Source organism: Stenotrophomonas sp. P5_B8 (assembly GCF_054049855.1).
This window is the reverse complement of record NZ_JBFULO010000001.1, coordinates 30,162-45,471: the sequence shown is the minus strand read 5'-3', so window position 1 is coordinate 45,471 and position 15,310 is coordinate 30,162. Positions and strand designations below refer to the sequence as shown.

The following is a 15,310-nucleotide window of genomic DNA, read 5'->3' as shown; positions in this document are numbered from 1 at the left end:
GTGCGGACCAGGCGCTGGGCCAGGATGCCGTTGAGGGTGGAGGCCAGCAGGTAGTGCGGCACGCCCAGGTCGAGCAGGCGGGTGATCGCCGAGGGCGCGTCGTTGGTGTGCAGGGTGGACAGCACCAGGTGCCCGGTGAGCGAGGCCTGCACCGCCATCTGCGCGGTTTCCAGGTCGCGGATTTCGCCGATCATGATGATGTCCGGGTMCTGCCGCAGCAGGGTGCGCACGCCGCTGGCGAAGTCCAGGTCGATGTTGGTCTGCACCTGCATCTGGTTGAATTCCGGGGCGATCATCTCGATCGGGTCTTCCACCGTGCAGACATTGACGTCCGGGGTGGCCAGCCGTTTCAGCGTGGAATACAGGGTGGTGGTCTTGCCCGAGCCGGTCGGGCCGGTCACCAGCACGATGCCGTGCGGACGTTCGACCAGGGCGGTCCAGCCGGCCGCTTCCTGCGGGCTGAAACCGAGCTGGTCGATGCTCTTGAAGGCCGCATCCGGGTCGAAGATGCGCATCACGCACTTCTCGCCGAACGCGGTGGGCATGGTCGACAGGCGCATTTCCACCTCACGCCCGCCCGGCGACCGGGTCTTGATGCGGCCGTCCTGCGGGCGCCGGCGCTCGGCCAAGTCCATGCGCCCGAGCACCTTGATGCGGCTGACCACGGCGGTCATCACCGCCGGCGGCACTTCGAACACCTTGTGCAGCACCCCATCAATGCGGAAGCGCATGCGGCCCATGTCGCGGCGCGGCTCCAGGTGGATGTCCGAGGCGCGCTGCTCGTAGGCGTACTGCAGCAGCCAGTCGACGATGTGCACGATGTGCTGGTCGTCGGCGTTGACGTCGCCGGCGCGGCCCAGTTCGACCAGCTGCTCGAAGCTGGGCAGGGTGGCGTTGGCCTCGCCGCGCACGTCGCCGCGCGCACCCCGCACCGAGCGGGTGACCCCGAAGAACTCCATGGTGTAGCGGTGCAGGTCCAGCGGGTTGACCATCGCCAGTTCGATCCGGCGCCGGGTCAGGTGCTGCAGGTCGCGCAGCCATTCCTGTACCAGTGGCTCGCTGGTGGCCACCAGCAGCCGTTCACCATCCACCGCCAGTGGCAGGAAGCGGTGGCGGCGCGCATAGGCGTGGGAGACTACGGCGGTGACCGAGGCCACGTCGACCCGGGTCGGGTCGATGCGCAGGTAGCGGGTGCCGGTGCGCGCGGCCAGCCATTCGGTCAGCCGTTCCAGACCGAGTTCGCCGCCACCGGTGGCGGCCAGCTTCAGGTTGGCCAGCAGCACCAGCGGATGCACTTCGCTGGCGTTGCGCGCGCCTTGGGCGGAGAAGCGGATGCGCTCCAGGTCGGAGGCGGCGACCTGGCCATCGGCGACCAGCGCGGCGACCACCTGTTCGAAGCCGAGCCGGCCCGGCGGCAACGGCACCGCCATCCCGGCACCGGGATCGGCGGGGGCGGCGAAAACTACGGGAGGGCGCTGTTCCATCCGCCAATTTCCTCAAAGCGCGYCAGGCGCGCGGTAATGGGGTGGGCCGTCCAGAAGGCGGCAACGCGGTCGCTCGCTATACTAGCGCACCCCTTCTGCAGGCAAGAATCCGCCGCATGTCCGTCACCAAGAGCGTTCCGATCACTTTCCAGGGCCTGATCCAGACCCTCAACCAGTATTGGGCGCAGCAGGGCTGCGTGCTGATCCAGCCGCTGGACCTGGAGGTGGGTGCCGGTACCTTCCACCCGGCCACGTTCCTGCGCTCGATCGGTCCGGAAAGCTGGAATGCCGCGTACGTGCAGCCTTCGCGCCGCCCCACCGACGGCCGCTACGGCGAAAACCCCAACCGCCTGCAGCGCTACTACCAGTACCAGGTGGCGATGAAGCCGAGCCCGGACAATATCCAGCAGCTGTACCTGGATTCGCTCAAGGCGCTGGGCATCGATCCGCTGGTGCACGACCTGCGCTTTGTCGAGGACAACTGGGAATCGCCGACCCTTGGTGCCTGGGGCCTGGGCTGGGAAGTGTGGTTGAACGGGATGGAAGTCACCCAGTTCACCTATTTCCAGCAGGCCGGTGGCCTGGAGTGCAAGCCGGTGCTCGGCGAGATCACCTACGGTCTGGAGCGCCTGTGCATGTACCTGCAGAACTGCGACAACGTCTATGACCTGGTCTGGACCTATGGTCCGGACGGCACCCCGGTCACCTATGGCGATGTGTACCTGCAGAACGAGATCGAGCAGAGCACCTACAACTTCGAATACGCCGACGTGGACGAAATGTTCCATCGCTTCGATGCCTGCGAAAAGGAAGCGCAGAAGCTGGTCGATGTCGGCCTGCCGCTGCCGGCCTACGAGCAGGTCTGCAAGGCCAGTCACGCCTTCAACCTGCTGGATGCGCGCCGTGCGATCAGTGTGACCGAGCGCCAGCGCTACATCCTGCGCGTGCGCGCGCTGGCCCAGGCGGTGGCCAAGCTGTACGAGGCCAAGCGCCTCGAAGCCGTCGCCGCCAAGGAGGTGCAGGCATGAGCACGATGCTGCCGCTGCTGATCGAACTGGGCACCGAAGAATTGCCGGTGAAGGCGCTGCCGGGCCTTGCCCAGGCCTTCTTCGATGGCGTCGTGGATGGCCTGAGCAAGCGCGGCGTGACCATCGATCGTGGCCATGCCAAGCCGTTGTCGACCCCGCGCCGTCTGGCCGTGCTGCTGCCCGGCGTGGCCGTGGAACAGCCCGAACAGCACAGCGAAGTGCTCGGTCCGTACCTGAACATCGCACTGGATGCCGACGGCCAGCCGACCAAGGCGCTGCAGGGTTTCGCGGCCAAGGCCGGGATCGACTGGACCGCGCTGGAGCGCACCAGCGATGCCAAGGGCGAACGCTTCGTGCACCGCTCCACCACGCCGGGCGCGCGCACCGCGTCACTGCTGCCTGAGATCCTGCGCGAGGCGATCGCGGCGATGCCGATCCCCAAGCCGATGCGCTGGGGCAGCCACGCCTATGGCTTCGCCCGCCCGGTGCATTGGCTGGTGCTGCTGCACGGCACCGAGATCATCGAGGCCGAGCTGCTGGGCCTGAAAGCCGACCGCATGAGCCGCGGCCATCGCTTCATGCACGACAAGACCGTGTGGCTGTCTTCGCCGGAGGACTACGTCAGCTCGCTGCAGGCCGCCTTCGTGCTGGTGGATGCCGACGTGCGCCGCGCGCGCATCGTCGAGCAGGTCAATGCCGAGGCCGCCCGGGCCGGTGGCCAGGCGCGGATCACCGATGACAACCTGGAGCAGGTGGTCAACCTGGTGGAATGGCCGGCGCCGGTGCTGTGCAGTTTCGAGCGCGAGTTCCTGGCCGTGCCGCAGGAAGCGCTGATCGAGACGATGGAGATCAACCAGAAGTTCTTCCCGGTGCTGGATGCCGGCGGCAAGCTGACCGAGAAGTTCATCGGCATTGCCAACATCGAATCCAGGGACGTGGCCGAGGTGGCCAAGGGCTACGAGCGGGTGATCCGTCCGCGTTTCTCCGATGCCAAGTTCTTCTTCGACGAAGACCTCAAGCAGGGTCTGGACGCGATGGGCGACGGCCTCAAGACCGTCACCTACCAGGCCAAGCTGGGCTCGGTGGCCGACAAGGTCGCCCGCGTGGTCGCGCTGGCCGAGGTGATCGCGCCGCAGGTGGACGCCGATCCGGTGCTGGCCAGGCGCGCCGCGGTGCTGGCCAAGAACGACCTGCAGTCGCGCATGGTCAACGAGTTCCCGGAGCTGCAGGGCATCGCCGGCCGTCATTACGCGCTGACCGGTGGCCAATCGCCGGAGGTGGCGCTGGCCATCGACGAGGCTTACCAGCCGCGCTTCGGCGGCGATGACATCGCGCTCTCGCCGCTGGGCAAGGTACTGGCCATCGCCGAGCGCCTGGATACGCTGGTCGGTGGCTTTGCCGCCGGCCTCAAGCCGACCGGCAACAAGGACCCGTTCGCGCTGCGCCGCAATGCGTTGGGGCTGGCGCGCACGATCATCGAGAGCGGGTTCGACCTGGACCTGCGCKCGCTGATCGGCACGGCCATCGCCGGCCTGCCGGCGGGCGTGCAGCCCAGCGCTGAGCGCAAGACCGAGGCGTTGCCGCAGGAACTGTACGAGTTCATCCTCGACCGCCTGCGTGGCTATTACGCCGACAAGGGCGTGCCCGCCACGCACTTCAACGCGGTGGCCGAGCTGAAGCCGGCCTCGTTGTATGACTTCGACCGCCGTGTCGATGCGATCGGCATCTTCGCCGCGCTGCCCGAAGCGGAGGCGCTGGCTGCGGCCAACAAGCGCATCCGCAACATCCTGCGCAAGGCCGAGGGCGACATCCCGGGCATGGTCGATCCGGCGCTGTTGGCCGAGCCGGCGGAAAGCGAGCTGGCCGAAGCGGTGGAAGCGGCCATCGACGACAGCAATGCCAGCCTGCACCAGAAGGATTACGTCAGCGTGCTGGCGCGTCTGGCGCGGCTGCGTCCGCAGGTGGATGCGTTCTTCGACGGGGTGATGGTCAACGCCGAGGATCCGGCGCTGCGCGGCAACCGCCTGGCCCTGCTCAAGCGCCTGGGCGACCGCCTGGGCAGCGTGGCGGCGATCGAGCACCTGTCCAACTGAGGTGGCGGGGGCCGCGTGGCCCCCGCTGACAACACCGAAGGCGCGAACGGTCACCGCCGTCGCGCCTTCTGCATTTCCAGCCTCGCGTGGCGCGCGCTGTGATGTGCCGCGGCCGGTTGCGGACGGTTCTGTCCGACAACCTGCTGCCATCGATGAGGCGGTTAACGTCAGAAGCCACCTGCTGCCCGATTTTAACGGGTCCTTCACTACCGTTCTGAAACAGCCACGCCGATTTCGCATGCTCGCGATGGCCCGTTATGCTGTGTCCATGCAGCCAAAGAATTACGCCCTTCCCCTGATGTTCCTGTCGCTGGTCACCGCTTCGGTGGCACACGCCCGCGGAACGATCGACAAGGTGGAAATCAAAGGACTGGACAAGGGCGACGACGCCGAGATGATCGAGAACATCGAGGTCTCGCTGTCGCTGTACGACACCATCGGCAAGCCGCAGGGCGAGTCGCGGCTGGAGTATCTGTTGTCCCAGGCCGAACGCCAGACCCGCGAGGCGCTGGAGCCGTTCGGTTACTACAATCCGGTGATCAAGGTCGAGAGCCCGCGCGAGGGCGAAAACCTGCGCGTGGTGATCCATGTCGACAAGGGCCCGCCGACGCTGGTGCGCCGCGAGCACATCGACATCACCGGGCCGGCGCAGCTGGACCAGTACCTGCAGGAAGACCTGGAGAAGTTCAAGCCGCGCAAGGGCCAGCGTTTCGAGCACACCACCTACGAAGCCAGCAAAATCACCGTGACCCGGCGGCTGGCCGAGCGCGGTTACTTCGATGCCGACTACACCCAGCGCCAGGTGCAGATCACCCGTGCCGAGAACGCCGCCGACATCGACCTGACCTGGGACAGCGGCCGCCGTTACAACATGGGCGACATCCGCTTCCACCAGGATTACTTCGTCGACACGCTGTTCGACCCGCTGGTGTACTGGGACAAGGGCAGCTACTTCCACGAAGGCAAGCTGGACCGCCTGCGTGAATCGCTGACCAAGCTGGACTACTTCAGCGTGATCGACATCCAGCCGCGTCCGGACCAGGCCGATGCGAACGGCGACGTGCCGGTGGACGTCAACCTGACCCGCGCCAAGCGCTCGATCTACACCGCCGGCCTGAGCTACGGCAGCGAGAGCGGCGCCGGTGTGCGCGGCGGGCTGGAGCGGCGGTTCCTCAACAGCCGCGGCCACAAGATGAACACCCAGCTGGACTACGCGCAGAAGCGCAAGAGTCTGGTCACCAGCTACCGCATCCCGGCCTTCGCTTGGCTCGATGGCTGGTATGCGTTCACCGCCAGCGCCTACGACGAGCAGACCGATTACATCGACCTGCGCAACTTCAAGCTGTCGGCCAGCCGCAGTGGCGAGATCAACGAACACTGGACCGCGATCGCCTCGATCAACGCGCTGCGTGAGCGCTGGCGCTACGCCTCGGGCACCGAGTTCACCGATGCGGTCTACAACACGTCCACGCTGGTGTACCCGCAGCTGGTGGCCGACTACGTCAATGTCGACGATGACCTGTTCCCGCGCAAAGGCATCAGCGGCAGCGCGACGCTGCGCGGCGGCGTGGAAGGGGTGGGCTCGGACACCAGCTTCGTGCAGGCCAACATGGTGTTGCGCTGGTACGTGCCCATCGGCGATACCGACCGCCTGATCCTGCGCGGTGAAGGCGGCACCACCTGGACCAGCGACCTGGTGGCGATGCCGCCAAGCCTGCGCTTCTTCGCCGGTGGCGATCGCAGCATCCGCGGTTATGCCTACCGTGAAGTGGGCCCACGCACACCGGCACCGGACAAGTACGCGCTGGGCGCGAAGAACCTGGTGATCGGCTCGGCCGAATACGAGCATTACTTCAAGGGCGGGCCGTGGGGCGCGGCGGTGTTCGTCGACACCGGCAGCGCGTTCGACAACACCATCGACCTGCATACCGGCGTGGGCTTCGGCGTGCGCTGGAAATCGCCGGTGGGTCCGGTCCGCGTGGATATCGCGCACGGCTTGAACGACCCCGATTCGCAGTTCCAGCTGTACCTGAACATCGGAGCGGACCTGTGAGCACGCCGACGCCAACGCCGCCTGCCGCCCCCCCGCCGCATCGCGTGCGCTTCTACCGCAAACGGCGCTTCTGGGCGTGGTCCGGGTTCACCGTGCTTGGCCTGGTGCTGCTGGCCCTGCTGTTGCTGTACTGGCTGCTGCAGACGGTGGCCGGTCGCGATGTGCTGCTGGCCCAGGTCGTGGCGCGGTTGCCGGTGGGCGCCACGTTGACCTGGAGCAAGGTCGAGGGCCCCGTCGCCGGTCCGCTGGTGCTGCACGACGTGGATTTCCGCTACGACGATATCCACTTCACCGCCGAGCGCGCCTACCTCGATCCGGACATCCGTCCGCTGCTCGGGCGCAAGCTGCAACTGGATGCGTTGCAGCTCAAGAACGCCACGTTGAACCTGGCCAAGAGCGATGAGCCGTTCGAGCTGCCGTCCTGGCCCGATTCGCTGCCGCAGATCGAGATGCCGCTGGCGATCCAGGCCGACACGATCACGATCGACGGGTTCCGCATTACCCAGGCGCAGCAGCCGCTGATCGACATCACCAAGGTGCGTGGTGGCGTGGAAATCGCCAACGGCGAATTCCGCGCGACCCAGCTGAAGATCGACAGTGACATGGGCGATTTCCGCGTGGACGGGCGTTACCTGCCGCGCAGCGATTACGACACCGACATCACCATCGGCGCGCTGCTGCCGGCCCCGCGCGGGCGCACCCCGGCGCGGTTGGGGCTGGTGGCGCGCGGCGACCTGGGGCATATGGAAGTCGCGCTGGCCGGCAATGCGCCGGCACCGCTGCAGGCCAGCCTGGTGTTCGATGGCCGCACCGATCCGGTGTGGAAGGCCAGTGCCCGCAGCAAGGAGCTGGACCTGGCGCTGCTGGTGCCGGGCATGGACGCGACCACCAGCACGCCGATGGCGCTGGACGTGCAGGCCGATGGCAAGGGCGGTCAGGCCAACCTGCAGGGTAGCTTCAAGCAGGGCGACATCGCGGTGGAACTGGCGCCCTCCAAGGTCGGCCTGGCCGACCAGGTGCTGACCGTGGCGCCGCTGCAGATCAAGGCCTTTGGTGGTCAGGCGCGGCTGCAGGGCAAGGCGGATTTCACCGACAAGGAAAACGCCAGCCTGCGCTTCTCCATCGTCGCCAACGACCTGACCTTCGTGCCTGCGGCCGACACCACCACCGCCGGCGCGGCTGCGCCGGTACCGGTGACGTTGAAGGAAGCACGGCTAGGCCTGGCCGGTACGCTGAAGAACTGGGCGGCCGTGGGCAATGCGTCGGTGGAGCGCGAGAAGCAGACCGCCGACCTGCAGTTCGATGTGCGCGGCAACGACCAGGCCGCCTCGATCAAACAGGTGCAGGCCAGTACCCCGGGCGGGTCGCTGGATGTGACCGGCCAGGTGGCCTGGGCGCCGCAGCTGGACTGGGACGTGGCGATCAAGCTGGCCGGATTCGATCCGGGCTATTTCGCCCCGGGTTGGGACGGCAAGCTGTCCGGCGCGCTGGCCTCCAAGGGCCGCCAGCTGCCGCCGCCGACGGGCAGCCCGGCCGGCACCGCCGGCAGCTATGAAGCCACCGTCGACGTGCCCGGGATCAAGGGCACGCTGCGCAAGCGCACGCTGGATGCGCAGGGCAAGTTCGCGCTGCGCGGCGAACAGGGCGAGGGCAACCTCAGCCTGGCACTGGGCAACAGCCGCCTGACCGCGAAGGGGTCGGTCGGCGACCGCCTGGATATCGATGCACAGCTGCAACCGGTGCAGCTGGACGACCTGCTGCCCGGCAGCAGCGGCAGCCTGCGTGGCCACGTGCTGGTGAAGGGACCGCGCAGCGCGCCGGACATCACCGCCGACCTGGTCGGCAGCGGGTTGCGCTGGGACGACTGGAGCGCCGAGGCGATCAGCATCAAGGGCCGCCTGCCATGGCAGGGTGACAGCGGCACGCTGGCGGTGCAGGGCAGCAAGGTGCAGGTCGGGATGCTGCTGGACACGCTCAACGTGGATGCGCGCGGCAGCGTGTCCAACCTGCGCCTGGATGCGCAGACCCGGAACGAACTGGGCGCGGTCGCGCTCAGCGGCAGCGTGCGCCAGCAGGGCCAGGCATGGCGTGGCGAGCTGGGCGCGCTGCGCATCGCACCGGTCAAGGGCGATGCGTGGAGCCTGCGCACGCCGGCCACCTTCAGCGTGCAGGGCAGCACCTTCACCCTCAGCGATGCCTGCCTGGGCGCGGCCACCGGCGGTGCGCTGTGCGCCAGTGCGAACTGGCCGCGCGACGGCCTGGTGGTGCGCGGCGATGCGTTGCCGCTGGCACTGGTGCAGCCGTGGCTGCCGCCGCAATCCGGTCGCCGCATGTACCTGCGTGGCGAGCTGACCCTGGATGGTCGCATCCGTCCGCGCGGCAATGCGTGGGAAGGCAGCGCCAAGATCGCCTCGGCGGAAGGCGGCATCCGCCTGGGCGACAACGCACGCGGCGAACTGGTGCGTTACGACCACTTCTCGGTGGACGTGGAAATGACCCAGGCGCAGATCAACGGCAAGCTCGGCGTCGGTTTCCAGGGCGATGGCTTCGTCGATGCCAAGGTGCAGACCGGTTGGGATGCCAGCGCGCCGCTCAATGGCGAGCTGTACATGAACATCGCGCGGCTGTACTGGCTGGAACTGTTCTCGCCGGACATCGTGCGCCCCACCGGGCTGATCGAAGGCCACGTGAGCCTGCGCGGCACGCGGGGCACGCCGTCGCTGGGCGGCGAGGCCACGTTGAGCAGGTTCAAGGGTGAGTTCCCGGCGCTGGGCCTGACCTTCGATGAAGGCAAGGGCAGCTTCACCGCACAGCCCGACGGCTCGGCCAAGATCAGCGCGCAGGCCAATTCGGGCAAGGGCACGCTGTATGTGGATGGCGGGCTGTCGTGGTTTGGCGATGCGCAGCCGCTCAAGCTGCACATCCATGGCGAAAACGTGCTGCTGGCCAACACCAGCGAACTGCGTGTGATCGCCAATCCGGACCTGGACTTCGGCCTGGCCGGCAAGACCATGGAGCTGCGCGGCACCGTGCACGTGCCCGAGGCCGACCTCGACCTGGAGCGCCTGGATCGCGGCACGTCGGTGTCCGAGGACGTGGTGGTGCTCGATCCGGTCGATCCGGAAGAAACCCCGACCTCGCCGCTGGACATGGACCTGACCGTGAGCCTGGGCGACAAGGTCAAGATGAGCGGCTTCGGCCTGAAGGGCGCGCTCGGCGGCAAGATGCAGGTGTGGGCGCGGCCGGGCCGCGAGATGACCGCCAATGGCGGGCTGGAAGTCAGTGGCCGCTACAAGGCCTACGGGCAGGACCTGACCATCACCCGCGGCAACCTCAACTGGAACTACAACGCGGTCTCCGACCCGCGCATCAACATCCGCGCCGAGCGCAAGATCGGCGATGTCACCGCCGGTATCGACGTCACCGGCCGCGCGCAGTCGCCGCGCGTGGATGTGTGGTCGGACCCGGCGATGTCGCAGTCCGAAGCGCTGGCCTTCCTCGTGCTGGGACGCAGCCTGACCGGTGCCAGCAGCGACCAGGCCCAGCAGGTCAACGCCGCCTCGGCGGCGCTGTCGGCCGGCAGCGGCCTGCTGGCCGCGCAGCTGGGCGCCAAGCTTGGCCTGGACGATGCAGGGGTGAGCCAGTCGCGCGCGCTGGGCGGGTCGGTGATCGGCGTGGGCAAGTACATCTCGCCCAAGCTGTACGTCGGCTACGGCGTGTCGCTGGTGGGCAGCGGCTCGGTGCTGACGCTGAAGTACCTGCTGCGTCGCGGCTTCGATCTGGAAGTGGAATCGAGCACGGTGGAAAACCGTGGGTCGTTGAACTGGCGGCGGGAGAAGTAACGGGCGACGGCGCACCTGCGTCGGCGCGTCATCGGCAGCTCATGACCGGGGGTCGTGAGCCGTGCGATTGGACCAGCGCAGCCGGTCGCGGTGCTGGTGCAGGTCCTGCGCCCACCACACCAGCGCCATCCCCCAGGCGGGCACGATGGTCAGCAGCGCCAATACGCGCTAGAGTCCCCGGAAATCATCGGCGTTGGGAGTGAAGGGGCCGCAGCGGGCCAGCAGCCGCTGCCACGCTACGTGCAGGATGATCGCGTTGGCCACCAGCAGCCCCGCCAGCGCGGCCACCGGGATGCCGGGGGTCAGGCTCAGGGCCAGCCACAGGCTGCCCATGGCGCTGGCGACCAGCAGCGGAATGGTCAGGATGCGCAACCCGGGCAGGGCGGTGGGTATCTGTTCCGGCGCGCGCTGCCAACGCACCAGTGCGCGCAGGGCCACGCCGGACAACCACAGCGTCGGCACGAACAGCGTTCCGATCAGCATGATCAGGATGGCGCGCTGGGTGCCGCTGAACTGGCCATCGCCGGACGGCGGCAACGGCCAGCTGCCCAGCACGCCCCACAGGCAGACCAGCCCGCAGAAGGCGGCAAGCGTGCCGGCGCGCAGCGCGCCGCTGAGCAGGTGGATGCGATCGCCCTCGTTGCCGAAGCGCGCCCAGAACGCGACCTGGGCGGGGGCCAGGCCAGGCGGTGTCTCCCGGGTCGTCCAGAAGTCCAGGGCGCTCAGCACGCCGATGGCTTCGTTGACGCGCGGGGGCACCAGCGTGGTCAGCAGGTTGCGCCACAACGGGCGGTCCTGGCGCAGGCTGCGCAGCACGCTGCTGTCGGGCAGCAGCAGGCTGTCGGTGACGTCCAGGTAGCGCTGGGCCAGGCTGGCGGCGCCCTGCGGCGACAGCAGCCAGGCCTGGTGCCAACGGCGCACGGCGGCCTCCAGGTCCCAGCGATCGATGTCCCCGCCCAGGTCGTCCCAGGCGAAGCATGCGGTGAGGCAGGCGACCACCGGCGGCGGCAGCGGTGGGTCGCCGGCCTGGAGGGCCTGCAACACGGCCTCGCCGATGGCCGGCTTGTCGCCGAGCGACCACAGTTCCGGTTGCTGCTGCAGCCAGGCCTCGAGCGTGGCTGCGTCGTGCTCCCTGGCGAAGGCGGCGATGCGGCTGCCTACCGCGTCGACATACACTGCCGGTGCCGATGGCCGGGCCGGGGCCGCTGCAGGCGCGTCGGCACGGGCACGGGCATGGGCGCGCCCGCCGGAAGGGGGAGGGCCATCGTCCTGCGCCTGCACCCACGCCAGCGCATCCTGGTAGGCCGCGTGCAGGTGCTGGAACGCCTCCGGATCGTCGTCCGGCCGGCTAACCCGCAGCCGTTGCGCGTACGCGCGCTTGACCGCGCGCACGTCGACCGGTGTGCCGTCATCCAAGCCCAGCCAGGTCAGATCCCAGCTCATGCGCGCTGTTCAAGGCGCAGCGCGCGCGCGGCGCCCGGACGCGCCGGCCCGGGGCGAGCTGCGCGGCGCCTCATCGATGCACGACCTTGGTCATCGCATCCACCGTCCAGGCCAGCAGTGCGCCGGCCACGGCGATCTCGCCGAACATCAGCGCCAGCCCACCCAGTTTCAGGAACGGCCAGATCCCGAGCAGCAGCCAGCCGTTGAACTGGAAAACGTAGCCGGCGCGATGCCACCAGCGCCGGATCGACAGGCCCAGCGTCAGCCACGCCAGCGCACTGCCGGCAACGCGGGCGTCGGCGACGTGGATCACCAGCAGCGCCGTAATCGCCAGCAGCGGGATCAGCCACAGCTTCAGGTGCGGCCAGCGCACGGCGGGGTCCTCGTCGGCAATCTGCCACTGCGCGATGGCGCGCAGCGCCGGCAACACCGCACCCAACGCCAGCACCGCGGCCGCGGCGACCAGGCCGATCTGCACGAACTCGGCCATGCCCAACGGCGGGATGAAGCCGCCGCTGCGACGGGTAGGGGTCAGGTTGACGAGCATGCCCAGCAGCGGCACGACGGCCATGACGATCACGGCCAACAGGGCACTGCGCAGGAGTGCGACCTGCATGCGGACCCACCCCAGCGTGCTGCGATCGGCAAGGGCCAGCCAGAAGGCGACCTGCTCGCGCCGTAGCGGCGGCGGCGCGTCGCTGGCATCGTGGATGTCCAGGCGGGCGAGGGTGTCACGCATTGCGCTCACCCGTTCCGGCCAGCAGGCGCTCCACAGCGACTGCCACCGCGCCCACGGACGCGTCAGGCGATCCAGGCGGATGCGGGCTTTTTCCGGGTCCAGCGGTACGCCATCGCGATGCAGGAACCGCCCCAGCGCAGCGTGGTTGCGCGGCTGCAATACCCACAGACGATGCAGGCGCAGCCGACACGCGTCGGCATCGTAGGGGTCCAGTCCGCTGCCCACCTCGTTCCAGCAGAAACACTGCGAGAGCAGCTCGAAATTGCCGATGTGGATCGGCACTTCCCTGGACAGCAGCGCGGCCAGCACGGCGTCGCCGATCAGCGGCTTGTCGCGCAGCGACCACAGTTCCGGACGCAGCTGCAGCCAGCGCTCGAACGCGGGTGGCTCGGACTGTTGGGCCTYGTTGATGATCCGCCGCGCGACGACGTCGGGATCGACCGGCGGGGCCGCTGGCTGTGGGAGCGGAACCGGTACCCGATCCGGTGCGGAAGGATCCGCATGGGCGGCAGCAGGGTAGGTGGTGTCACCATCGTCCAGGGTGAGCACCGGGTCGTGTGCTCCCGGTGCGTCGGCCGCGGCCATGACTTCCTCGACCGGCGCCGGCGTGGTCCCGGGTTCGGCGGCGCTCGCCATTGCCTGGTCCCGCTGCAGCCCCTGCGCGATGTCGGCGACCGGCACCGGCGACAGGTCGTGCCGGCCTTCGTCGTCTTCCTGATCCTGCCACTGCGCACGGTACTGCGCCCAGCTCAGCGCGGCCTGGTAGGCCTCGTGCAACTGCTGGAAGCCCACCGGGTCGTCATCCGGCCGCGTGGTGCGCAGACGCTTGGCGTAGGCGCGTTTCACCGCGCGCTCGTCCGCGTCCTCCGCCAGGTCGAGGGCCGCGTGGCCCCAGCTCATGCGTCGCGTTCCAGTGCGTCCATGGCCGCGGACAGCTCACCGCGGTGCTGGTCGATGCGCTTGATGTCCTGGCTGTCCAGCGCATGCCGGAACTGCTCCAGCCACGACTGCAGCAGGTCGCGCTGGTCGAGGTATTCCTCGTACAGGCGCTCGGCGCGCGCCACCGTGGCCAGGTTCTGCTGCTGGTCGCGCGGATGGATCTTCAGGCCCTGCAGGGCCAGCAGGCGGTCACGGATGTCCTGCGCGGAGAGCAGCCCGGGGTTCTGTTCCAGGATCAGCTCGTGGCGGGTGCCGGTCGCGTCCTGGGTGACTTCCACCTGCAGCAGGCCGTTGACGTCGTAGGTGAAGCGGGTGGTGACGGCTTTTTCGGCGGCCGTGCCCAGCCGCGGCAACGGCACCCGCAACTCACCCAGTTTGATGTTCTTGTCCACCGTGGGGCTCTCGCCCTGGTAGATGTCGATCACCACTTCGCGCTGGTCGTCGCGGACCGGGAAGAAGCGGTCCTCGCGGCTGACCGGCACCACGCTGTTGCGCTGGATGATCGGGTGGAAATAGCCGCTGCGTTCGCTGCCATCGGGCCCGCGTCGCGAGACCTGGGTGCCCAGCGTGTACGGGCACACATCGGTGAGCACGATCTCCTGCAGGCTCAGGTCGCGACTCTTGAGGCCGGCGGCCACCGTGGCGCCCAGCGCGATGGCCTGGTCGGGGTGGATGTGGCGCAACGGCAGGCGGCCGAACATGCGCGTGACCAGGCGGCTGATCATCGGCATGCGCACCGCGCCACCGACCAGCACGATGTCATCCAGCGCTTCGGGCTTGAGCCGGGCGTCGCGGATGGCGCGCTCGATCGGCGCACGCATGCGTTGCAGCAGCGGCTCGCACAGTTGGGCGTAGCGGGCTTCGTCGAGCTGCCAGGACAGCTGCCGGCTGCCCAGCGCGATCTCCAGGCGACCGTCGCCCTGCTGGCTCAACTCGCGCTTGAACAGCTCCAGCCGGCGCAGCAGTTGGGCCTGCTCGGCGCTGGACAGGCTGGCCGGGTCCAGGCCGTTCTCGGCATGGAAGGCCTGGGCCAGCACCTGCAGGAAATCCTCGCCGCCGAGGAAGTTGTCGCCGGCGCTGGCGTGGACCTCGATCACCCCGTCGAACAGCTCCAGGATCGATACGTCGAAGGTGCCGCCGCCCAGGTCCAACACCAGCACCCGGCCTTCCTCGTCACGCTGCTGCAGGCCGTAGGCCAGCGCTGCGGCAGTGGGCTCGTTGATCAGCCGTTCCACGCGGATGCCGGCCAGCTCGCCGGCCGCGCGCGTGGCCTTGCGCTGGGCATCGGAGAAGTAGGCCGGCACGCTGATCACCGCCTCTTCCACCGGGTGCCCGAGCGCGGCCTCGGCATCGGCCAGCAGCGAGCGCAGCACCAGCGCGGACAGTTCTTCGGGACGGAACGTGCGGCTGCCGAGGCGCACTTCGCGGTCGCTCCCCATCCAGCGCTTGAAGTTGGCCACGCTGTGCTGCGGGTGGCTGACCAGGCGGTCGCGGGCCGGCTGCCCGACCAGCACCGCGTCGTCGGCCAGGCTGACCACCGAAGGGGTGAGCAGCTCGCCATGCGCGTTGGGGAACAGCCGGGGGCCTTCTGTGGAATGGACACCGATGAGGGAATGGGTGGTGCCCAGGTCGATACCGACGATCATCTGCGGACGTCCGTTGTGCAGAAAAACGCGATTGTAGGAGCGT

The 15,310-nt window shown here is 68.6% G+C and carries 8 protein-coding genes; 4 read left to right on the top strand and 4 right to left on the bottom strand.

Annotation, left to right across the window (positions count from 1 at the left end):
- The coding region (locus ACXJKH_RS00105) for a GspE/PulE family protein (RefSeq protein ID WP_457317816.1) at nt 1–1,484 on the bottom strand (1,484 nt) is incomplete at its 3' end.
- Between the two features lie 116 nt (nt 1,485–1,600).
- Between ACXJKH_RS00105 and glyQ the strand changes: the two genes are divergently transcribed.
- The 4 genes from glyQ to ACXJKH_RS00085 all read left to right on the top strand — a co-directional run bounded on the left by glyQ (nt 1,601) and on the right by ACXJKH_RS00085 (nt 10,500).
- Complete coding sequence (gene glyQ, locus ACXJKH_RS00100) at nt 1,601–2,512, top strand: glycine--tRNA ligase subunit alpha (protein WP_256776337.1); 912 nt, start codon at nt 1,601–1,603, stop codon at nt 2,510–2,512.
- Nucleotides 2,509–4,605, top strand: a complete 2,097-nt coding sequence (glyS, locus tag ACXJKH_RS00095) for a glycine--tRNA ligase subunit beta (RefSeq protein WP_457317815.1) — start codon at nt 2,509–2,511, stop codon at nt 4,603–4,605. The genes glyQ and glyS overlap by 4 nt, the downstream gene beginning before the upstream one ends.
- A 247-nt stretch (nt 4,606–4,852) precedes the next feature.
- Entirely contained in the window at nt 4,853–6,658 is a 1,806-nt protein-coding gene (locus ACXJKH_RS00090; RefSeq protein ID WP_256776335.1) for an autotransporter assembly complex protein TamA, read from the top strand.
- A complete protein-coding gene (locus ACXJKH_RS00085) occupies nt 6,655–10,500 on the top strand; it encodes a translocation/assembly module TamB domain-containing protein (RefSeq protein ID WP_457317814.1) in 3,846 nt (1,281 codons plus the stop codon). The genes ACXJKH_RS00090 and ACXJKH_RS00085 overlap by 4 nt, the downstream gene beginning before the upstream one ends.
- Nucleotides 10,501–10,668: 168 nt before the next feature.
- Here the strand turns inward: ACXJKH_RS00085 and ACXJKH_RS00080 are convergent, their stop codons facing one another.
- The 3 genes from ACXJKH_RS00080 to ACXJKH_RS00070 form a co-directional block, all read right to left on the bottom strand.
- Nucleotides 10,669–11,943, bottom strand: a complete 1,275-nt coding sequence (locus ACXJKH_RS00080; RefSeq protein ID WP_457317813.1) for a hypothetical protein — start codon at nt 11,941–11,943, stop codon at nt 10,669–10,671.
- A gap of 70 nt (nt 11,944–12,013) precedes the next feature.
- Nucleotides 12,014–13,582, bottom strand: a complete 1,569-nt coding sequence (locus ACXJKH_RS00075; RefSeq protein ID WP_457317812.1) for a hypothetical protein — start codon at nt 13,580–13,582, stop codon at nt 12,014–12,016.
- Nucleotides 13,579–15,267: an Hsp70 family protein gene (locus tag ACXJKH_RS00070; protein ID WP_457317811.1), complete on the bottom strand. Its 1,689-nt coding sequence runs from the start codon at nt 15,265–15,267 to the stop codon at nt 13,579–13,581. Before ACXJKH_RS00070 ends, ACXJKH_RS00075 begins: the two co-directional genes overlap by 4 nt.
- Nucleotides 15,268–15,310 lie beyond the last annotated feature (43 nt).